The organism is Cohnella cellulosilytica (assembly GCF_042431195.1).
GTDB lineage: Bacteria > Bacillota > Bacilli > Paenibacillales > Paenibacillaceae > Cohnella > Cohnella cellulosilytica.
Map to the genome: position 1 here is coordinate 41,834 of NZ_JBHMDN010000031.1, position 19,876 is coordinate 61,709.

Below are 19,876 nucleotides of genomic sequence, written 5' to 3' on the forward strand. Positions count from 1 at the left end.
CTCTTAACGAGTGGGTCTGTCAGGGCTCCAGGTACCCGTTGACGGCCACGCGGTAGTCGGAAGGCGAGACGCCGTGCACCTGCTTGAATTTGCGGAAGAAGTAGTTCGGATCGAGAAAACCGACCTCTGTTGCGATATCCGATATTTTGAGCGTCGTGTCGGAGAGCAGCCGCTGGGCATGCTCGAGCCTGACGCGGTTCAGATAGTCGTTGAAAAACTCCCCGGTTTCATTCTTGAACAAGCGGCCCAAATAAGCGCTGTTCGCGTTGAAGCGGCGGGACAACAGTGCCAAAGACAATTCCTCTCTGTAGCTCGTCTGGACGTAACGCTCCACCTGCCTGACGACCGGATTGTGGGAGATCAGGTTGAGATGCGGGGAAGGGTCGGCTTTGTCATTCTCCCGATGGTACAGCGCCATCGCTTCGTTATAAGATTCGTGCACATGATGGGGCAGCTGCTTCACTTCCCCGAAATAGTTGAACCATGGCGTCTTCAAAATTTCTCCGTACTGCTTGGACAAGGGAACGATCCACGCTTCGTTGCTCTCGCGGAAGGTATCGGCGTTCATGTCTTCATCCGCGAACAAGACGACGATCTGCCGCTGTTCGTTCAGGAAGGCTGCGCCGCGCCCGGATTCGGCCAACGCTTCCTCTATGCTGTTGAGGATGGCGAACGAACGGAATTGCTCCTCCGTACGCGCAAGCTCTCCGTCCTGCGGATCGCGCCAATCGATGACGCAAACCTGATATTGTTCCTGCATAAGCAGCGAAAGCTGCAAAAATTTCAGCTTCTCCCGCAGCTGTTCGGGCTGAATGCGGTTCTGCGCCCAGCGCAGCAGCACGTTGTTTCGCAGCAGCTGGAAGGACTCGCGCTGCATTTGTTCGGCAATGTATTGCCCCTGATGCCGCTCCGCGCAGGAGGAGATAATTTCGGCCAGCTCGGAAGCGTCAATCGGTTTCAGCAAATAATCCTCCACCTGGTACTTCATCGCCTTCCGGACATAGGAGTAGTCGTTGTAGCCGCTCAGCACGACGATGAAGGTTTTCCAGTCCCGGAGCCGGATCTGCTCGATCAGATAAAGCCCGTCCCCCTTGGGCATGCGAATGTCCGTAAGCACGATAAGCGGCCTGTTCGCTTCGATAATTTCCAGCGCTTCATGTCCACCCTGAGCCTCGTACAGCCGTGTAATATTCAATTCTTCCCAATCGATCAGCCGCTTCAAGCCTTCTCTGATATACTGATCGTCATCGACAATCAACAGTTCCGCCATAATGTCCTCCTCGTCGGCAATCCGCGTCAGCGCTTGTACGGAAACGTCATGAACAACCGGAAGGGCTCCGAATCGCTTGGCGAAGCGGGGAGCGACAATCCGTATTGAACGCCGTAAAAGTGTTTGATGCGCTCGTGAATATTTTTCAGGCCCAGATGCTGACCGGGAAACGCGTTGGAATCTTGAAGCTGCGAGAGCAGCCGTTCGCGTTCGTCTTCCGTCATCGTCCGTCCGTTGTTCTGAATTTGAATCAGCAGCAAACCGTCTTCCTTCCGGATATCGACCCGAATGACGGGGTCCTCGTATTCCTCCAGCCGTCCGTGCTGAATCGCATTTTCGACGATCGGTTGCAAGGTGAACTTGAGCATAAAACAATTCTCCAAATTCACCTCGGCATCGACCCGAAGCTCGATCCGGTTGGACTTGCCCAGCATGAGCAGCTCCAAATAGTCGCGGGTGTTCGCCAGCTCTTCCTGAACGGAGATCAGCTCGTCCGTCGGCTGCAGCATCCAGCGGTACAATCTTCCCAGCAAGTGCAGCTTCTCGGCAATATACGGCTGCTCGGAGATGACGGCCTGCATGCGCAGCGATTCCAGCGTGTTGTACAGAAAATGCGGGTGGATCTGGGTTTTGAGGGCGATGAACTCCGCGTTGCGCTTCCGAATCTCGGATACGTACACCTGGTTGATATGATTTTGCAGCTCCTGCGCCATCCGATTGAATCTCGCCATCAAATCGCCGATCTCATCCTCGCCCCGCACGGGCATAAGGGGAGTGAAGGGATTGCGCTGCACTTTTTTGAAGTGGGCGCTCATCTGGTTGAACCGTCCGACGACGAAGCGCTGGATGAGATGAACGACGGCGACGCAGATGATCCAGCAGGCTCCAAGGATAAGCGAAATCCGCAGCGTAATATCTGCCAGCTTGCTCTGGAGATTGGACTTGTAGCTGATGCCGACGATCTCGATTCGGTAACGATCCATGGACGCGCGGGCGACAAGATCGTCGGACGCCTGCCAGTCGGACGTCTCGTCCGGCCTGCTGTCGAGCAGAACGGCGTCGTCCTGCTTGATGATGAGACGGTAGGCCGAGCTCCGGGAATCGAATTCGTTGGCGATGGCTTTCGCATTCAGCGCCGTCAGATGGTAGCCGTACACTTGATCCGGATGGATGGTAAGCGGATTATAGATCGGATTCACAATGTAGATCTGGCGATCCGCCGGCGTCAGAAGCTCGTCCGAGCTGCCGAGATACGGGTGGCGGTAGCCCTTCGGGAACGAGTCGAAAAATCGGTCGAACGGGTAGCTCTCATTGAGGCGATGCTCCTGCCGCTGGAACTCCGCGAACAAGCGGCCGTCCTCGATCCGGTACATAATGACTGCGGATGCGAACGGATTGCGCGTCAGCATGTTGGTCAGTACGTTTTTCATGTAATTTTGCTCGAAAACCGCCTGCTTGCCGTCCCGGCCTTCGGCGACGTTGTCCGGCAGGAAGAGCTCGTACATGCTTCGCTCGTCGCCGCCCCCCATGTTCTGGTACACGGTTCCCGTATCGTATTTGAATCGTTCCAGGATGTCGGTCAGTTGAAGCTTCAGCTTCTCCGTGCGGAACTCCAGCAGCTCCCGTTCCTTCTGCTCCAGAAGGGTATAAACGTTATTGTAGATAACCAGGCCGAGCAGCAGAAACACCAGCAGCAGAGCCGCGCCGATGCCGATATTCAACTTGCGGAAAATAAAGCGGCCTATCCATTTGCGATACCATGTTCCGAACAAGCGGCACGTCCTCCCCGGCTTACGATCGATCGATAAAAGCGTCTTCATCGTTTCTATCGTCATTGTATGGACATCGCGGGCGCGCGTCAATGAAGCGTCGAAAGAGAAGTATAATCGCTCCAGAGAAAGTGGAATTTATGCTGTGGCGGCCCAGCTTGCGCTATTTCATAATAGGTTCCGGGATCCTTAATCGAGATGAAGAGGTGGTCATGAAAATGAGAAAATGGTTGGCGCTTGGCATGACAGTGTCGCTGGCGGCATCGTTGGCGGCTTGCGGGACAGATAACGGCAATGGTGGGAACGCGGGGAACGCCTCGGCTTCGAACCCTCCGGCGACAAACTCGGAGGGCGGCGGACAAGCCGGCAATGCCGAAAACGTGGAAATCGTCTTTCAATCCTGGATTACGCCGAACCTGACGGCGGAATATTACGACGGCCTGATCGAGCGCTTCGAGAGCGCCAATCCCGGCATCAAGGTCAAGCGCATTCAGCCGCCGGCCAACGAAGGCTCGCCGGACAGCTACCTGAAGACGCTGCTGGCCTCCGGAGATTTCCCGGACGTCGTCCAGAACGCGACGATCCAGATGTTCGTCGACGCGGACGCGCTGCTGGAAATTCCGATCGACGCCGACATCGAGCAAATCAACAACTACGAAGCCGAGATGATTGACGGCAAGCTGTACAACATCTCCGCGATCCGGCAGCCGCAATCGCTGGTCTTCTACAACAAGAAGCTGTTCGCTGAGGCGGGGATCGAAGCTACGCCGAAGACGTGGGCGGAGCTGGAAGCGGCCGCGGAGAAGCTGAAGGCGCAAGGCATTACGCCGCTCTTGACGGCAGGCGACTGGACTTCCGGCTTCACGTTCTCGGTGATGACGTCTCCGACGGTCTACAAGGCCAACAAAGAATGGTATGCGGACCGTTACGACAACAAGGTGAAGTTCACCGACCCCGACTGGATGGAAGCGGCCTCGTATTATGCCGGTCTCATCGAGAAGGGCTATTTTAACAAAGGCGCGCTGAGCATCGATTATACGGCGGTCGAGCAGGAATTCCTGAAGGGCAACGGCGCCATGTATCCGATGGGATCGTGGTTCAGCGCCGCGGAAGCGACGGCGGCCAAAGACTTCGAGGTCGGCGTGTTCGCGACGCCGACGAAGGATGGCGAGCAGTATGTGCTCGGCGGAGAGAACGCCGGAGGCTACGCGGTATCCAAGACGTCCAACCATCCGGAGGCCGCGATTCAATTCGCCAAGTTTATGATGCTGGACCCGGAGGCGCATAAAGGATATTTGCAAGCGGACGCGCTGTTCTCCAATCTGAAGGAACCGCTCAAGTGGGACATGTCGCCGCTGCAGTCGGAAATATACGAGCTGCTGCTGAACAACCCTCCGATGGTCGGCCATATGAACAACAAGGTCGGCCGCGTGCCGGTAGCCGGCATTCAGGATCAATACAACAAGGTCGCGCAAAATCTGCTGTTGGGCGAGCTTGACGTGGCTGACGGCTTGCAGTCGCTGGACGACTATTGGGACAAGAACAACAAGTAAACGACCGGGGAAGGGACGGGCCTCGCGGTCCGTCCCGTTTCCCGGCGGCATTCCCGAAGAAAGCTTGGCGGTGATCGGATTTGAACAAGAAGGATCGATGGGCATATGCGTTGATGTTTTCGCCCGGCATACTTATCTATTTCTGTTTTCTGTTAATTCCTATAGCGCTGCTCTTGTATTATTCGTTCTACGATTGGAACGGCATCAGTCCGAAGTATTCGTTCGCGGGACTGGACAACTACGCGGAAGCCTGGCAGGACAAGGCGTTCCTGCGGGCGCTTAAGGTGACGATGTTCATTACAGTCGTGTCGACCGTGGTCGTGAACGCGCTGGGCATCGGCTTCGCGGTGCTGCTGAACGTCAAGAGCCGAATGACGAACGTGTATCGGTCGGTCTTCTTTTTCCCGCTGCTGCTGAGCACGGTATCGGTCGGTTTTATCTGGAAAAGTATTCTGAGCTATAACGGCTTGTTGAATAATTTGCTGGAGAAGCTCGGAGCGGAGCGAATCGAATTTTTCGGCAATCCGACGCTCGCCGTCGCGACGATTACGTTCCTCGCCGTGTGGCAATCCACGGGCTTCATCATCGTCATCTATCTGGCGGGATTGCAATCGATTCCGGGAAGCCTCTACGAGGCGGTGAAGATCGACGGCGCGAACCGGTGGCAGCAATTCCGGCATATTACGTTCCCGATGCTGGCTCCTGCGTTCACGATGAGCATCATCTTCATGTTCACGGGCTCCATGCGCGAATACGACCGCGTGGCCGTATTGACGTATGGGGGACCGGCGGGAGCGACGGAGACGATCGCTTATCAGGTGGTGAAGGTCGGGTTCAGCGCGAACCGGCTCAGCTATTCGGCGAGCCTGGCGGTATACATGCTTGTTATTGTAGGGATTTTATCCGTTTCGTTGACGCTGTACTTGCGCAGAAGGGAGGAGAGGCTGCTATGAGCGATCGGCTGGCCAGAATATTCCGTCACGCGTTTCTTGTTCCTCTGTCTCTGTTTCTGCTCGTTCCGTTCTATATCGCGATCGTTAACGCCTTCAAGACGAGGGAGGCGATTCTGGGCAATCCGTTTTCGCTGCCTGTCGGCGAGCTGACGCTGGACAATTTCGTCCGGTCGGCGGTGACTCCTTCCTTTAACATTTTCAAGGCGTACGGAACGTCCATCCTGATCACGTCGGTGTCCGTAATCCTGCTGATCGCGTTGTGTTCCATGATGTCCTACGTATTCGCCCGGGCGAGCAGCCGGCTGCTGTCGACTTGTTACCTGCTGCTTCTGTCGGGCCTCATGATTCCGCCGCAGGTCATTCTGATTCCGCTGGTCAAGGTGCTGGCGAAGCTCGGGCTGATGTTTACGCCGCAGGGCCTCATTTTATACAACATCGGCTTTTACGTCCCGTTCACCGTCTTTATCTTCGCCGGCTTCATCCGGGCGCTGTCGAGAGAGCTGGACGAATCGGCCAAGATCGACGGAGCGGGACCGCTTCGGATTTTCTGGCAAATCATCTTTCCGCTGCTGAGGCCGGCTACGGCGTCCGCGGTCATCTTTCTGTGCTTGTGGATTTGGAACGACTTCATCAACCCCGTCATTATTCTCGGCTCCGCCAAAAGCTACACGGTCACGACCGGCATTTTCCAGGCGGTCGGACAATACAGCACGAACTGGGAAGACGTGTTCGCGCTTGTCGTGCTCGCTTCGGCGCCGATTCTGCTGCTGTACCTGTTCATGCAGCGGCAATTCATCGCGGGGCTGACGGAAGGCTCGCTTAAAGGTTAACGAAAAATCGACATGAACGAATATAAGGAGGAGCATGACTGTGAAAAAAATGATGGCCGGCATCCTGTCGATTAGCATGGCTGCAAGCTTGTTCATCCCCCTCGGTCAGGGGGAGGTTCAGGCTGCCGTACAGACAAGCTTTTATGTATCCCCATCGGGCGACGACGGCAACGCGGGCACCGCGGAGCTGCCGTTCCGTACGCTCGGAAGAGCGCAGCAGGCGGTTCGCGCCGTCAATGCCGGCATGACCGGGGACATTCTCGTTTATTTGCAGGACGGCGAATATCGGCTGGACGATACGCTGACGTTCGACGCGGCGGATTCCGGCAATAACGGATTCGACGTCGTCTACACCGCCGAGGCTGGCGCGAATCCCGTCATTAGCGGTGGTGTCGATCTAAGCGGCGGCTGGGAGCTCTACGACGAGGAAGACAACATCTATAAACGGACGGGCGTCGATTGGGAGTTTCGGCAGCTCTATGTCGGGGACGATCGCGGCATCCGCGCCCGGCAGCCCAATCTGACGGACGAGACGATCATGGGCCCGTATTACCGGGCGCAGAACGGGGAGTATCCGTACGAGATTGGAGAAGCGGAACGCTCGTGGGCGCTTGGCCTGACCGGCTCCAAGGCGGAGATGGTCATTCTGCAAAGCTGGAGCCAGGTGCGCGGACGTATCGCCAGCGTTAATCCGCAGTCGGGCCAGGTTTTATTCCAGTTCCCTGAAAGCGGTTTCTCCTACAATCACCACAGTCAAGGCAACTCGCCGTATTTTCTCGAGAACGACCTGTCGCTGCTGGACGCGGAAGGCGAATGGTTCCTCGACACGGATGCGGATACGCTCTACTACAAGCCGAGAAGCGGGGAAACGATGAACGCGACCCGCATCGTCGCGCCCAAGCTGGAGACGGTCGTCAAGTTCGAGGGCGAATCGGGAGCTGCGGCGCACGACATCGAGCTCTCCGGGATTACGTTTATGCACAGCAACTGGCTGGCGCCTTCGAGCTACGGCTATGTGGACGTGCAGGCGGGCTTCCGCTATCAGTCCGAGTCCGGAGGCAACAACGCGGAAATTCGCAATACCGCCCGCTACACGGCGGCGCGCGCCCTTCTGGAGCTGAAGCATACGGAAGGCATTACAATCAGGGACAATGTGTTCCGGCACGGAGGCAGCTGGGGCATTATGAGCTATGAGGATACGGCGAATACTCTGATTACCTGGAACACGTTTGCCGAGATGGCCGGAGGCGGCGTGGCGATGGGCATCGTCGGCGACCGGTGGGACGACGAGGAGGGCCAGGAGCCCGATTATACGATCCCCGACGGCCAGAGCCGCCGCGATACGATCACGCACAACACGATTCACGATGTGGCGCTCGATTACGGGGACATGGTCGGTATCGGCGCCATGCTGCCGCAAGAGATGACCATCGCGAACAACGAAATCTACAATATGCCGTACTCCGGCATCAGTCTCGGCTGGAACTGGTCGGACGTCTACCACGGCATGACGAACAACCAGGTGCATAACAATTACATCCACGACGGCGTGCGTCTGATTCAGGACGGCGGGGGCATCTATACGCTCGGACGGATGGACGGTCTGTCCAATATTTACTACAACTATATTAAAAACATGCGCCAAGGGCCCTATGCCGCATGGAATCATATTATGGGCGTCTATCTGGACGGCATGACGAGCTACCGGATGGTGGAGCGCAACGTCATCGACAATACGGAGCATGGCTTCTCGGGCTCGGCGCACGACAACATTGTCCGCTACAACTACTACAACGTCGACTTCGGCGGCGTTAACGCGTCCAGTACCGCATATGGCAACATTGCGGTAGCCGGCACGAACTGGCCGCAGGAAGCGTTGGACATCATCGCGGCGGCCGGTCCCGGCAAGGCTCCGCTGCCGGCGCCGACGGAACCCGTCAACCTGGCGCTCAAGAAGCCGGTTACGGCTTTCACGCAGAGCAAGGACCCGGCCTTCGCGGTCGACGGCGATCCGAGCACCCGCTGGGCGCAGGAGGAAGGCAGAACCGATCCGCAGTGGCTGACGGTGGATTTGGGCGGTATTTACGCCATCTCGTCTACGAGCATTATGTTTGAATTGAACAGCGGCTATAAATACAAGATCGAATATTCGACCGACGGAGAAACCTGGCAAACCTACGCGGACAAGACAGCCGCAGAGACGACAGCGCAGACGAACGTCGATGCCGGCGAAGTCTCGGCCCGGTTCCTGCGCGTCACGATGACGCATGCTTGGGGCGGAAGCCTCTACGAATTCAGCGTATTTCCGGGAGACGGGGGCGCGCCTCCGCAGGCCAATTCGCTGATTTTGAAGACGGAAGCCTCGTTCGACAAAAATCCGCTGCGCCAGTCCGACATCCAGGTCAAGATGGCGCTAAACGGCGGGAAGCTTGAAGGCTTGTACAACGGGGGCATCGAGCTGGTCGAGGGGCGGGATTACGTCCTGTTCTGGGATCAGGTGCTCCTGAACAAGTCGTATTTGCTTGGACTGGCCGGAGGCGCGCACACGCTGACGTTCGACTTCGCCTCGGGCGAGGATCCGGAGCTAACGCTGACGGTCGTCGAGGACGACGGCTCGATCAACGTCGCGCTGGGCAAGCCGGCGACAGCCTCCTCGCAGAGCCGCGAGCCGGGGCTGGCGGTCGACGGCAATACGGGCACGCGCTGGGCGCAGCAGGAAGGGCTTTGGAATACCGAAGGCTGGCTGATGGTCGATCTGCAAGGCGTCTACGACATCCAGTCCGTTACGACCATGTTCGAGCTGCCAAGCGGCTACCGCTACAAGATTGAATCTTCGCTGGACGGACAGAACTGGGCGACTTACGCGGATCGCACCGGCAGCGATACGACCCGGCAAACGTATGAGGATCGCCTTGACGACGGAGTCGCCGCCAGATTTATGCGCATCAAGGCCACGTATAGTCTGGGGCCGAGCATTTTCGAATTCAGCGTATTTGGCCGGCCGACTTCGCCGAATTCATCCATCGACGCGGCGACCGCCTCCTTCGACAAACGTCCGGGCAAGCAAGCGGATATCGTCGTGGAGCTGGATCTGCAGGGCAATGCGCTCGCGGGCATCAAAAACCGCTCGCTCTATCTGAACCCCGAGACGGATTACAGCCTGGAGGGAAGCGCGGTAACCATTCATAGCTCGTATCTCGCCACCTTGGGGGAAGGCGCCAGCGATCTGGAGTTCGAATTCAGCTCGGGCGCGAACGACCGTCTGACGGTTAACGTAAGGGACGTTGGCGGCGCGGAGATCGACATCGCATTAAGCAAAGCGGCTTCGGCCTCGTCGCAAAGCAAAAGTCCGCAGCTCGCCTTCGACGGCGATCCGACGACCCGTTGGGCGCAGCAGGAAGGGCTGACCATTCCGCAATGGCTGCGAGTCGATCTGAGCGACGTGTTCGACATTACGGGGATCCGTACCGTATTCGAGCTGCCATCCGGCTACAAGTACAAGCTTGAATATTCGACCGACGGCATCGGCTGGACGACGTACGCCGATAAGACGGGAGCGGCCACGACGCAAAGCGTTAACGAGGACCGGCTGCCCGAACCCGTCGCAGCCCGCTACGTCCGCCTGAGCGTCACCGATTCTAGCGGCAACGGCGCGAGCGTGTACGACCTCAGCGTCTACGTCGCGAAAGAGCCGGACGAAGATGACGGCGGCAACAACGGCGGTAACAATGGCGGCAATAATGGTGGCAACAACGGTAGCAATAACGGTGGTAACACCGGTGGTAACAATGGTGGAAATAACGGCAGCAATAACGGCAGCGACAACGGTGGTAATAACGGCGGTAACAATGGTGGAAACAACGGCAGCAACAATAGCAGCGGCAACGGAGGAGAAGGCGAGAATAATGGAACGCAGACGCCAACGTTCCAGGACGTCTCCGGTCACTGGGCGGAAGCGAGTCTGGCGGAAGCGATCAAACGCGGCATCGTCCAAGGATACGAGGATGGCACGTTCCGTCCCGATAAGACTGTATCGCGGGCCGAGTTCACGGTTATGCTGGTCGGCGCTCTGAAGCTTGACGGCGCGCAGGCGCAACCGGGCTTTGCGGATGACTCGGCGATCGGGGCCTGGGCGCGTCAAGCCATCGCGCAAGCCGTATCCGCCGGCCTTGTGTCGGGTTACGAGGACGGCAGCTTCCGTCCGGGAGCAGGCGTCACAAGGGCGCAGCTGGCGGTGATGCTGGCCAGGGCGCTTAATGCAAGCGAAGAAACAGCCGCAGCCACCGACTTCGCGGACGACAGCGATATTCCGGCCTGGGCCAAAAGCTCTGTCGCGTTTCTTAAGGAGAAAGGCATTCTGCAAGGACGTTCGGGCAATCGGTTCGCTCCCGGAGCGGAGACGACCCGAGCGGAAGCGATTACGGTTATCCTGAGAGTTCTGCAATTTATGGAGCAATAAGCAAGGGGGCAGTCTCTTACGTCGTTCGCGACGAAGAGGCTGTCTTTTTTTTGATTCACACTCCTCGGAAATAATTCCAAGCGCCCCCGATTGAAAAGGACTTTCGAGCGGGTAAAAATCAGAAAGCGCGGTAAAGGGAGGCGTTCCGATGCAGGATTACGCAGAAATATCGGTTAAGCTCGCGATAGCTTTTGCCGGGCTGTGGGCGATGACGCGTCTGCTCGGCAAAAGGGAAATCGCTCAACTGACGCCATTCGACTTTGTCTCTTCGTTGGTGCTCGGCGATCTGGTCGGCGATACGATCTACGACAAGCAGGTAAGCTTCTGGAAGCTCCTTTTCGCGTTAGCCGTCTGGGCGTTTCTGTCCTATTCGTTCGAGAAGCTGATGGCCCTCGGCAAGCCGATTCGCAGACATCTGGAGGGGAGGCCGGAGATGATTATCGCGGACGGAAAAATCGATCGGGTAGTCATGAGGCGCAACAACATGGAGCTCGAGGAGCTGTGCATGATGCTGCGTCAGCAAGGAATTTTCTCGGTTAGCGAGGTTGCTTACGCCATCTACGAGACGAACGGTTCTCTCAGCGTGCTGAAAAAATCCGATTACGACGTCGTTCGAAGAGCCGATCTCGAGCTGGAGTCCTCCAGGGTCGTCTTGCCGAGAAGCTTGGTCGAAAAGGGAGCTATCCAGCCTGACGGTCTCGCCGCGATCGGACGGGACGAAGCGTGGCTTCGTCGCGAGCTGCGGGCGCTCGGATATGCGATCGATTCAGTCGCCTTCGCGGAATGGACGGAAGCGGAAAAGTTGCGGGTGATCGGTTATTCTTCTTCAACTCGAGAATGTGGGTTATAATACCAATTAAGCAACCTGCTGTTTGGGAGCTCGAAAGAGGGCTGCATAATAAATACGGACTTTAACGATCACAATGGGGGCGCGCCGTGAAGAAGGAATCGATTTTCGTTTTCGCTATTCTGCTTGCTCTATTTTTTGTAACGAACAATCATCTACATTCTTCTTTTGGAGATTTAGTTTTTGAGTTTTTTGGAATCTCACCTTGGTCTAAAGAAAACCACAACGGAGTTCACCTGCCGGTTGTTCTGGGGATAATCCTTCTTATTATCGGGATCATTGGAACAGTTAAATATTACAGTCCGAGACACCCCAAAATTCGAAGCCGAATCTTTATTTTCTGTGTCGCATTTATACTCCTTTACCCGGTAGCGACAGAGAAGGCGTTGTTTCTATTAAGGCATAACTCCAGTGGTATTAGATCAATCGATATATTAACTGAGGAGAGTCGGTGCAGCATTCGAACTGTAGACGATACGGTTAGGGCCAACTGCTCTTTAACTATTTTTAATTACGGAAATGAAGAGCAGCTAACCATTAGACCTATTTTATTGGATGCTTCTCCAGATATCGTTTTTGAGGAGAGGACAGTCTCAATAATTCCACATACTAAAATCGGTGTTGGAACAGAGCTTGACGGATTTCAAAGGAAGGCCGCTGACGTTCAGGGAAATATAAATAGACTAGGGTATGAAATTGAGATAGACGGAAAGAGCAAGATATTTGAATAGAAACGATCTGTTTAAAGATTATCGGATAACGCAATGTGCAATTGCCGAAGAGTAAATCATAGGGAGATTCCAATGAAACATATAATTCTGATCAGACATTGTAAGGCCGGCGGGCAAGAACCGACTGCTCCGTTAACGGACGAGGGGCGGCTGCAAGCCGAACAATTAGCCGAGTTTCTGACCGGGAGGCGCATCGATTATATGGTTTCCAGCCCATTTGACCGGGCAATCGCTACCATTCGCCCGCTGGCTCAGAGACGCAGCCTGGAGATCCATATCGAGGATCGGCTGTGCGAGAGGGGATTATCTTCGGAGCAATTGCCGGATTGGATGGAGAAGCTCAGCGAATCGTTCGTTGATCTGGATTTGAAGTTTCCCGGCGGCGAATCGTCGCGGGAAGCCATGAATCGCGGGATTTCCGTCATCAAGGAACTGATCGAACGGCAGGAGAGGAACATTGCGGTTGTGACGCACGGCAATCTTTTATCCTTGATATTGAAGCATTACAACGATCGATTCGGGTTTAACGAATGGAGAAGCCTGACGAATCCGGACGTATACGAGCTTGCACTATCCGATAAGGAGATGACCCCGTCCATCAAGCGGATTTGGAAGTGACTCGGAATTCCGACCGGCGCAGCAGAGCGGCCAGCAATCCCATTCCAACCCTTTCAGTGAGCAAAATGCTCCTGCCATTCAATGACTCCTTCATCCATCCGGAAAGCCCGATAGCCTTCAGCCTGCAATTTCTGGACAGCGATTGCGGAATAAGCGCAGAGCGGACCTCGGCAGTACGCGATAATTTCGGCGTCCTGGGGCAGTTCGCGTATAAAAAGCTCCAGTTCCTCCATCGGAACGGAGATCGCGCCCCGGATATGGCCGATTTCGAACTCTTCTTTGGGACGCAAATCCAGCAGAAGAATCGACTCCGTACTTAATTTTTCCATCACTTGATCCATCGTCAGCGTCTGAATCGAATCCAGATTGTTCATAAAGTCGTCTTTAAGCTTGGCGATATCCGGAAGCTGCTTCTCGCTAATTCGCCACAGGGAGGTTAACAGATCGACAATATCGGGGGAAGCCAGGGAATAGATGACGTGGGTGCCTCTTTTAGTGAATTTGACAAGCTTGGCTTCCAATAAAATCTGCAGATGGCGGGATACATTGGCGAAATTCATCCCCGAGGAAGTAGCCAGCTTATCTACGGTTTTGGAGCCCTGGGACAATAAAGTCAGAATTTCCAGACGCTTGTCGCTCGACAGGCATTTACCGATTCTCGATAATTGCCTGTAGAGCTCATCTTTTAAGAGATTCGCGGAATCCATTGGATGATGATCCTTCATAATGAATTTTCCTCGATTCTTAAAAAGTTAATCCAACACCGCGGAGATATGCGCCTTGGTGACGGACCAGTGCGAGGTCGTCCAATACTTGGCTTTGTCCTTTACGAAAATAATTTGCGGAGATTCGTGCTTAACGTTCAAATCCTCTGCAATTTGGTTGGATACCGGACGAGATTCGATCACCTTGACCAGCACATAATCCAAATTTTCATTCGGCGTACCTTCCAGATACTGTTCGTATTCTCGAAGCGCATTCGCGCTTACCGGGCAAGTCGTACTGTGCTTAAGCAGCACCTGTCCGCGCTCGGAAGACTTGTTCAACGCTTCATTCCATTCCTCAATCGTCGTAATTTCAGTCCAATTCATAGGAAAGGCTCCTTTCGCGATCCGATTGATCGTCAAGTCATCAACTGAAGTTTTTATTTAGTGTACATCAAGCAGTTCAATTATTCAATTGAGTAGAGCGATTGACGACATCCGGATTTGGCTCTATAATTCAATGGAATAATTGAATATGAATAGGGAGAATAGAAATGCCGGAGAATCCTGTAGCTCTTGGGGAACGGGCGCAAGGTCCGAACCCTGCCATTATGGAATACGTAAACTCATCGGAAAAACAGCGTCAATTGCATGCCAGGACGATGAAGATCGTCATTTTATCGCAAATTCTTGCCGGAGCGGGTTTGGCGGCAGGGATTACCGTAGGCGCACTGCTTGCGCAGGATATGCTGGGGACGGATCGTTACGCCGGAGTTCCCTCCGCGCTTTTTACGCTCGGCTCTGCCGGCGCCGCTTACGGGATCGGCCGTCTGTCGCAGCGTTGGGGCCGTAGGCCCGGACTGGCTATCGGGTTCATTGCGGGCGGCATGGGCGCCATCGGCGTTGTGCTCTCCGCTCTGTTTAACAGCATTCCTTTACTTTTTCTTTCGATGCTGTTATACGGGGCGGGCACGGCCACCAATTTGCAGGCGCGGTATGCGGGCACCGATTTGGCGCTGCCGGCGCATCGGGCGAAAGCGATCAGCACGGCTATGGTTTTCACCACGTTCGGCGCGGTTGCCGGTCCGAACCTGGTTATATTGACCGGACAATTCGCCGCCTCCATAGGGGCTCCGCGGTTGTCCGGGCCTTTTATGCTGGCAGCGGCGGCGTATCTGATCGCCGGACTGGTGCTGCTTATTTTCCTGCGGCCCGATCCGTTCCTTGTCGCGAAGGCCGTGGCGGATAAGCAGCGGCTCGAATCCCTTCCCGAAAATGCGGAAAAATCCCGCACCCAAGAAAATGCCCTCAATAAAAAGGGGATTGGCATCGGCGCGACCGTCATGGTCCTCACGCAGATTGTGATGGTGGCGATTATGACGATGACGCCCGTTCATATGCAGCATCACGGCCATGATCTGGGTCAAGTCGGGATTGTCATCGGCATTCACGTCGCCGCGATGTATTTGCCGTCCCTGATCACAGGCGTGTTCGTCGATAAATTCGGTCACATCGCGATGTCGTACGCTTCCGGGATTACGCTGCTGCTGTCGGGTTTGCTGGCGGCGTTCGGCCCCGGAGATTCCATGGGGGTGCTCGTTCTGGCGCTCGCGCTTCTGGGGCTGGGGTGGAATTTCGGCATGATTAGCGGGACGACGGCGATCGTTCATGCGACGCCTCCGCAGATTCGCGCGAAAACCCAAGGCACGGTGGACGTGCTGATCGCATTGGGAGGAGCTTCCGGCGGCGCCTTGTCCGGTATGGTCGTCGCGCAATCCAGCTATACGGCGCTTTCCTTGTGCGGCTCTTTCCTGTCGCTGCTTTTGATTCCGGTCGTTCTGTGGTTCCGCGCGAAGAAAAATTGATCTTCCGCAGCGATACGCGCTGCCGAAGCAATCACTATAATCTGGAGCCTATTTACATATTGAAGTATAATAAATAGGATTGATCAGGAGTCACTAGGGAGGAAGTTAGTATGAATAGAAAAGATTATTACTACGACATTGATGCGCCAAAGCCGAATGTTATTGTTGCTGCTGCTTCTGCCGTGGTTACTAATGACAAAAATCAAATCTTGTTACATAAGAGAAGAGACAATAACTCCTGGTCCCTGCTCGGTGGAGCCATGGAATGCGGTGAAAATATTGGAGCAACGATAATAAGAGAAGTGAAAGAGGAATCTGGTTTGGACGTCCGAATTGAAAAGCTTATTGGAGTATATTCTGATCCTAATCACGTGATTGAATATTCAGATGGAGAGATTAGACAACAATTTTCTATTTGTTTTCATTGTATTGTAGAGTCTGGGGGGATTACTGTCAGTAAGGAATCATTTGAGGTTCAATTTTTTGATAAAGAAGAGTTATCAAGTTTATTAATGCACCCCGCACAAAGAATTAGATTGGATGACTTTTTCTTAGATTCTACAAAGTCGGTGATTAGGTAGGAGACTTGCATGAAAAAAAATAAAAGTGAGTCATTAGTATACACTGTTGTTGTATTATTGGGAGTTATCGCTATTATAGTCGGACAATTTTTGGGGAATACTCTGAATGGTGTACTCACTAGCGTAGGTACATCTGTAATTGCTTCTGCCATTATATATTTTTTATTAAATCATTTTGTTGGAAATCCTATTCTGCCCATTATATCAAGCTTGCAAAAATTAGATTTGAGTTTAAAAGAGTCAATAGAACTATTGAATCAAACTTCCAAGGTCGGGCTAGTGGGAATTTGGAGCAGAAGAGTATCAATAGATAATGAAATTTGGATAAAAAAGATTAAAGATTCAAGCAAGAGAATTGACATTCTAGGTTATGCGGTACATTTCTTGCCAGAACATTACGAGTTTAATAAATTGATAGAAAAGAAAAGCGAAGAGGGTTGCCAAATAAGGTTTTTGTTGGGGAAGCCTGATGGCGATTACGTTAAAGCAAGAAACATTGAGGAGAAGAATGAAGGATCTATTTCTCAGAGAATTGAAACAACCTTGGCTAGATTAAAGCCTTTATTAGAGCAGGGATTAATAGAGATTAGGCTGCACGATTTACCTCTCTATAATTCAATTTATAGATTTGATTCAGAGATGTTAGTAACGCCTCATTTATATGGGTTAAGAGGGGCCTCAGCTCCACTAATAAATTTAAAAGAAGTCGAGAAAGGCATTTTCGAAATATATGAGAAGCATTTTGAAGATATATGGCTGATTTCAGAAAAGTATGTGAGTGCGAACTAAGTCCCCTCCTTGTGAATTGCGAGATGTTGCTTAGGTCGCTCGATAACGCGTCCGATACGAGCTCGGCGGGATTTGGTACCGGGAACGGAACGCCCGGCAGAAATAAGGATAGCTGCGAAAGCCGCAAGTATCCGAGATTTCTTCAAGGGGAAGCTCCGTATGCACAATTCGTTCGGCCGCAACGGACAGCCGCACCTCCAAGGCGTAGCGAATGATCGATTTGGAGAATGTACGCTTGAAAAGGTGCACGGCGCTCGAGACGCTGACGCTGTGATGCTCCGCGATTTGGCCTAGAGTCAGCGCTTCCGTCGCATGCTGTTCAATGTACCTTTTGATCCGATAGGGCAAGTAGACTTCGGAGCGGGAAGCGTCCGTCGTTCGCTCGTTCGCCGCGCGTTCCAGCGTTAAACAGAGCGCCTTGAGCAGATGCTCCTTCAATTCCTCGTTATCCTCATGCAGATTTCGCTGCTCCTCGATCAGCCTTCTCCACAGGAACAGAATATCTTCCCTTGCTTCAATGCGCACTTTGCCGTCGGCTATTCTGCAGCGTTCGAGCCAACGCTCGGTCCAATCGCCTTCGCAAAACAAATAAAAATCGGCGCTTTCCCGATTCGGCATCGCATCGATGATCAACTGGTAGGTTTGTCCGGGTCTCGAGACGATCAAGTCGCCGGTGCCCACCTCCAGCAGCCGGTCATCGATGATCGCCTGGGCGTTGCCTTTGACCTGGAGGCGGATTAGCAGGGCCGATGTGATCCCCTTCCTGAAGCGGATAAATTTGCGATGAACGGAATAACCGGCCGACTGCAGTTGTATCGAAGAAGGTGTCATTTCGGCTGCCCCCTGGACGATGGATGTCGAAGCTTTGCTTTCTCTACAGCGTAATAATCTTTTGCCAGATAAGTCAAGAGTCATTAGATAAGCTATTCTTTCTTCGGGGGAATGGGAGTATGCTGATGTCGATGTGAAAGTCGATAACGTTTACAAGGAGGCAACGGGCTTGAAGCAGAAGATTTCCGTACAGCTGTATACTCTTCGCGAGGAGTGTGCGGCAGATTTTCCAGGGGTGCTTCGGAAGTTGGCGCAAATCGGGTACGGCGCCGTTCAATTTGCCGGATTTCACGGTTACGATCCCGCCTTGCTCAGATCCGTCTTGGAAGAGACGGGGCTTCGCGTATCGGGCTTGCATTATGGCGGCGACAATCTGCTGAACGAGACGGATCGCGTGATCGAGGAAGCCAAGTTTTTCGGAACGCCGGACATTGTGTGCTCCTCAATCGGGGCCGATCAACGCAACGAAGCGGGATATCGGGCGCTTAAGCGCAGGCTTAACGAGCTTGCGGGACGCTTGCAAAGCGAGGGTCTGAGGCTCAGTTACCATAACCATGCCTTCGAATTCGAGACGACAGTAGACGGAAAAGATGCATTGTCGTACTTGATCGCGCCGGACGCGGATAATATCATTCTGGCGGAACCGGACGTCTATTGGTTGAAAAAGGGAGGCCATGACCCGGTTACGTTCCTGAAGCCTTATGCCAACCGGGCGCCGATTCTGCACATGAAGGATATGACGGACGACGAGGAGCAGGCGTTTGCGGAAATCAGTACGGGCACGATCGATTTCGAAGCGATCCTCCGTTGGGGAGAGGCTTCCGGAGTCGAGTGGTACGTCGTGGAGCAGGACAGCTGCAAGACGGACCCGATGGAATGCGTCAAGACGAGTTATGTTAATTTGGCTGGACTGATGGACAAGCTGGCATAGAGCAGGGGGAATTGACGTGGATAAAGTAAAAGTGGGCATTATCGGCACAGGAAACATTAGCGGGATTTATCTGCAAAACGGCAAGCGCTTTGAGTCGATGGAGGTCGTAGCGTGCGCGGATCTGGATGCGGACCGCGCAAGAGCCAAGGCGGAGGAGTACGGGGTGCGCGGGTATACGGTAGAAGAACTGCTTGCCGACCCGGAAATTCAACTGGTCATCAATCTGACGATTCCCCAGGCCCATGCGCCGGTTGCGCTGCAGGCGCTCGAGGCGGGCAAGCACGTCTACACGGAGAAGCCGCTGGCCGCGACGCGCGAGGAAGGCAAGCGGGTGCTGGAGACGGCCCGCAGCAAAGGGCTGCTTGTAGGCGGCGCCCCGGATACCTTCCTGGGCGGCGGCATACAGACCTGCATCAAGCTGATTCAGGACGGCGCCATCGGGACGCCGATCGGCGCGACCGCTTTCATGATGGGCAGCGGACCGGAGGCGTGGCACCCGAACCCCGATTTCTTCTATCAATCGGGAGGCGGACCGCTGTTCGACATGGGGCCGTATTATTTAACCGCCCTGATTGCCATGCTGGGGCCTCTGAAGCGCGTCACGGGCTCGGCCCAAATTTCGTTCCCGGAGCGGACCGCGACGAGCGAGCAGCTCAACGGCAGGAAGATCAAAGTCGAAACGCCGACGCATATTGCGGGCGTGCTCGATTTTGCCTCCGGGCCGATGGCTACGCTGCTGACCAGCTTCGATATCAACGGCGGCTCGGTGCTTCCCCGAATCGAGCTGTACGGAAGCCATGGAACGCTGCTGGTTCCGGACCCGAACACCTTCGGCGGCCCCGTGCGGATTAGACGCGCCGGAGAGGAAGAATGGTCCGATGTGCCGCTGACGCACGGTAAAACCGAAAATGCCCGCGGCATCGGCGCCGCCGATATGGCCCAGGCGATTCTGAGCGGCCGCGACCATCGCGCCAGCGGCGACCTGGCCAATCATGTGCTGGACGCCATGTTCGGAATTCTCGAAGCCTCGGAGCGGAGCGCGCACTACGCGATGCAGAGCGGCTGCCGTCAGCCGGCTCCTTTTCCCGCAGGGCTGGCGGATGGCGAGCTGGACAAATCATAACAATAATCGAATGATGTTGATC

17 protein-coding genes are annotated in these 19,876 nt (G+C 54.5%); 12 read left to right on the forward strand and 5 right to left on the reverse strand.

Annotated features, from left to right (window positions below):
- Positions 1–19: 19 nt before the first annotated feature.
- Both ACFFT4_RS21875 and ACFFT4_RS21880 read right to left on the reverse strand, forming a co-directional pair.
- Entirely contained in the window at positions 20–1,270 is a 1,251-nt protein-coding gene (locus ACFFT4_RS21875) for a response regulator transcription factor (RefSeq protein WP_378050951.1), read from the reverse strand.
- Positions 1,271–1,296: 26 nt separating this feature from the next.
- Complete coding sequence (locus ACFFT4_RS21880; protein WP_378050952.1) at positions 1,297–3,042, reverse strand: sensor histidine kinase; 1,746 nt, start codon at positions 3,040–3,042, stop codon at positions 1,297–1,299.
- Between the two features lie 215 nt (positions 3,043–3,257).
- Here ACFFT4_RS21880 and ACFFT4_RS21885 point away from each other — a divergent pair, with 215 nt between their 5' ends.
- The 7 genes from ACFFT4_RS21885 (at position 3,258) to ACFFT4_RS21915 (ending at position 13,030) form a co-directional block, all read left to right on the forward strand.
- The gene (locus ACFFT4_RS21885; RefSeq protein WP_378050953.1) at positions 3,258–4,592 is read left to right on the forward strand and encodes an ABC transporter substrate-binding protein; all 1,335 of its coding nucleotides are present in this window, start codon (positions 3,258–3,260) and stop codon (positions 4,590–4,592) included.
- An 80-nt stretch (positions 4,593–4,672) separates the two neighbouring features.
- Positions 4,673–5,545: a carbohydrate ABC transporter permease gene (locus ACFFT4_RS21890; protein ID WP_378050954.1), complete on the forward strand. Its 873-nt coding sequence runs from the start codon at positions 4,673–4,675 to the stop codon at positions 5,543–5,545.
- Positions 5,542–6,375, forward strand: coding sequence for a carbohydrate ABC transporter permease (locus tag ACFFT4_RS21895; RefSeq protein WP_378050955.1), 834 nt, complete (start codon positions 5,542–5,544; stop codon positions 6,373–6,375). The genes ACFFT4_RS21890 and ACFFT4_RS21895 overlap by 4 nt, the downstream gene beginning before the upstream one ends.
- A gap of 49 nt (positions 6,376–6,424) precedes the next feature.
- Positions 6,425–10,834, forward strand: coding sequence for a discoidin domain-containing protein (locus tag ACFFT4_RS21900; RefSeq protein WP_378051012.1), 4,410 nt, complete (start codon positions 6,425–6,427; stop codon positions 10,832–10,834).
- A gap of 148 nt (positions 10,835–10,982) precedes the next feature.
- On the forward strand, positions 10,983–11,684 hold the full coding sequence (locus ACFFT4_RS21905) for a DUF421 domain-containing protein (protein ID WP_378050956.1): 702 nt from the start codon (positions 10,983–10,985) through the stop codon (positions 11,682–11,684).
- Positions 11,685–11,770: 86 nt separating this feature from the next.
- Positions 11,771–12,412 carry a hypothetical protein gene (locus tag ACFFT4_RS21910; RefSeq protein WP_378050957.1) on the forward strand — a complete coding sequence of 214 codons (642 nt, stop codon included), beginning with the start codon at positions 11,771–11,773 and terminating at the stop codon, positions 12,410–12,412.
- A 72-nt stretch (positions 12,413–12,484) separates the two neighbouring features.
- Positions 12,485–13,030 carry a histidine phosphatase family protein gene (locus tag ACFFT4_RS21915; protein WP_378050958.1) on the forward strand — a complete coding sequence of 182 codons (546 nt, stop codon included), beginning with the start codon at positions 12,485–12,487 and terminating at the stop codon, positions 13,028–13,030.
- A 53-nt stretch (positions 13,031–13,083) separates the two neighbouring features.
- Here the strand turns inward: ACFFT4_RS21915 and ACFFT4_RS21920 are convergent, their stop codons facing one another.
- Both ACFFT4_RS21920 and ytxJ read right to left on the reverse strand, forming a co-directional pair.
- Positions 13,084–13,755 (reverse strand): ArsR/SmtB family transcription factor, encoded by a 672-nt coding sequence (locus ACFFT4_RS21920; protein ID WP_378050959.1) that lies wholly within the window; start codon positions 13,753–13,755, stop codon positions 13,084–13,086.
- A 27-nt stretch (positions 13,756–13,782) separates the two neighbouring features.
- Positions 13,783–14,121 (reverse strand): bacillithiol system redox-active protein YtxJ, encoded by a 339-nt coding sequence (gene ytxJ / locus ACFFT4_RS21925; protein ID WP_378050960.1) that lies wholly within the window; start codon positions 14,119–14,121, stop codon positions 13,783–13,785.
- Positions 14,122–14,345: 224 nt separating this feature from the next.
- On the opposite strand from ytxJ, the gene ACFFT4_RS21930 reads away from it, so the two are divergent.
- The 3 genes from ACFFT4_RS21930 (at position 14,346) to ACFFT4_RS21940 (ending at position 16,969) form a co-directional block, all read left to right on the forward strand.
- Entirely contained in the window at positions 14,346–15,599 is a 1,254-nt protein-coding gene (locus tag ACFFT4_RS21930; RefSeq protein WP_378051013.1) for an MFS transporter, read from the forward strand.
- A gap of 110 nt (positions 15,600–15,709) precedes the next feature.
- Positions 15,710–16,180, forward strand: a complete 471-nt coding sequence (locus ACFFT4_RS21935; protein WP_378050961.1) for an NUDIX domain-containing protein — start codon at positions 15,710–15,712, stop codon at positions 16,178–16,180.
- Between the two features lie 9 nt (positions 16,181–16,189).
- The gene (locus tag ACFFT4_RS21940; protein ID WP_378050962.1) at positions 16,190–16,969 is read left to right on the forward strand and encodes a DUF5919 domain-containing protein; all 780 of its coding nucleotides are present in this window, start codon (positions 16,190–16,192) and stop codon (positions 16,967–16,969) included.
- Positions 16,970–16,999: 30 nt separating this feature from the next.
- Here the strand turns inward: ACFFT4_RS21940 and ACFFT4_RS21945 are convergent, their stop codons facing one another.
- The gene (locus ACFFT4_RS21945) at positions 17,000–17,800 is read right to left on the reverse strand and encodes an AraC family transcriptional regulator (RefSeq protein WP_378050963.1); all 801 of its coding nucleotides are present in this window, start codon (positions 17,798–17,800) and stop codon (positions 17,000–17,002) included.
- A 169-nt stretch (positions 17,801–17,969) separates the two neighbouring features.
- On the opposite strand from ACFFT4_RS21945, the gene ACFFT4_RS21950 reads away from it, so the two are divergent.
- Positions 17,970–18,731, forward strand: coding sequence for a sugar phosphate isomerase/epimerase family protein (locus tag ACFFT4_RS21950; protein ID WP_378050964.1), 762 nt, complete (start codon positions 17,970–17,972; stop codon positions 18,729–18,731).
- A 16-nt stretch (positions 18,732–18,747) separates the two neighbouring features.
- Positions 18,748–19,854, forward strand: a complete 1,107-nt coding sequence (locus ACFFT4_RS21955) for a Gfo/Idh/MocA family protein (protein ID WP_378050965.1) — start codon at positions 18,748–18,750, stop codon at positions 19,852–19,854.
- The last annotated feature ends 22 nt before the right edge of the window (positions 19,855–19,876 follow it).

Bases quoted from the DNA above. Each gene is read 5' to 3' on its own strand.
- ACFFT4_RS21875 (WP_378050951.1), bottom strand. From the start codon at position 1,270: ATGGCGGAACTGTTGATTGTCGATGACGATCAGTATATCAGAGAAGGC.
- ACFFT4_RS21885 (WP_378050953.1), top strand. From the start codon at position 3,258: ATGAGAAAATGGTTGGCGCTTGGCATGACAGTGTCGCTGGCGGCATCG.
- ACFFT4_RS21895 (WP_378050955.1), top strand. From the start codon at position 5,542: ATGAGCGATCGGCTGGCCAGAATATTCCGTCACGCGTTTCTTGTTCCT.
- ACFFT4_RS21900 (WP_378051012.1), top strand. From the start codon at position 6,425: ATGATGGCCGGCATCCTGTCGATTAGCATGGCTGCAAGCTTGTTCATC.
- ACFFT4_RS21905 (WP_378050956.1), top strand. From the start codon at position 10,983: ATGCAGGATTACGCAGAAATATCGGTTAAGCTCGCGATAGCTTTTGCC.
- ACFFT4_RS21915 (WP_378050958.1), top strand. From the start codon at position 12,485: ATGAAACATATAATTCTGATCAGACATTGTAAGGCCGGCGGGCAAGAA.
- ACFFT4_RS21920 (WP_378050959.1), bottom strand. From the start codon at position 13,755: ATGAAGGATCATCATCCAATGGATTCCGCGAATCTCTTAAAAGATGAG.
- ytxJ (WP_378050960.1), bottom strand. From the start codon at position 14,121: ATGAATTGGACTGAAATTACGACGATTGAGGAATGGAATGAAGCGTTG.
- ACFFT4_RS21930 (WP_378051013.1), top strand. From the start codon at position 14,346: ATGGAATACGTAAACTCATCGGAAAAACAGCGTCAATTGCATGCCAGG.
- ACFFT4_RS21935 (WP_378050961.1), top strand. From the start codon at position 15,710: ATGAATAGAAAAGATTATTACTACGACATTGATGCGCCAAAGCCGAAT.
- ACFFT4_RS21940 (WP_378050962.1), top strand. From the start codon at position 16,190: ATGAAAAAAAATAAAAGTGAGTCATTAGTATACACTGTTGTTGTATTA.
- ACFFT4_RS21945 (WP_378050963.1), bottom strand. From the start codon at position 17,800: ATGACACCTTCTTCGATACAACTGCAGTCGGCCGGTTATTCCGTTCAT.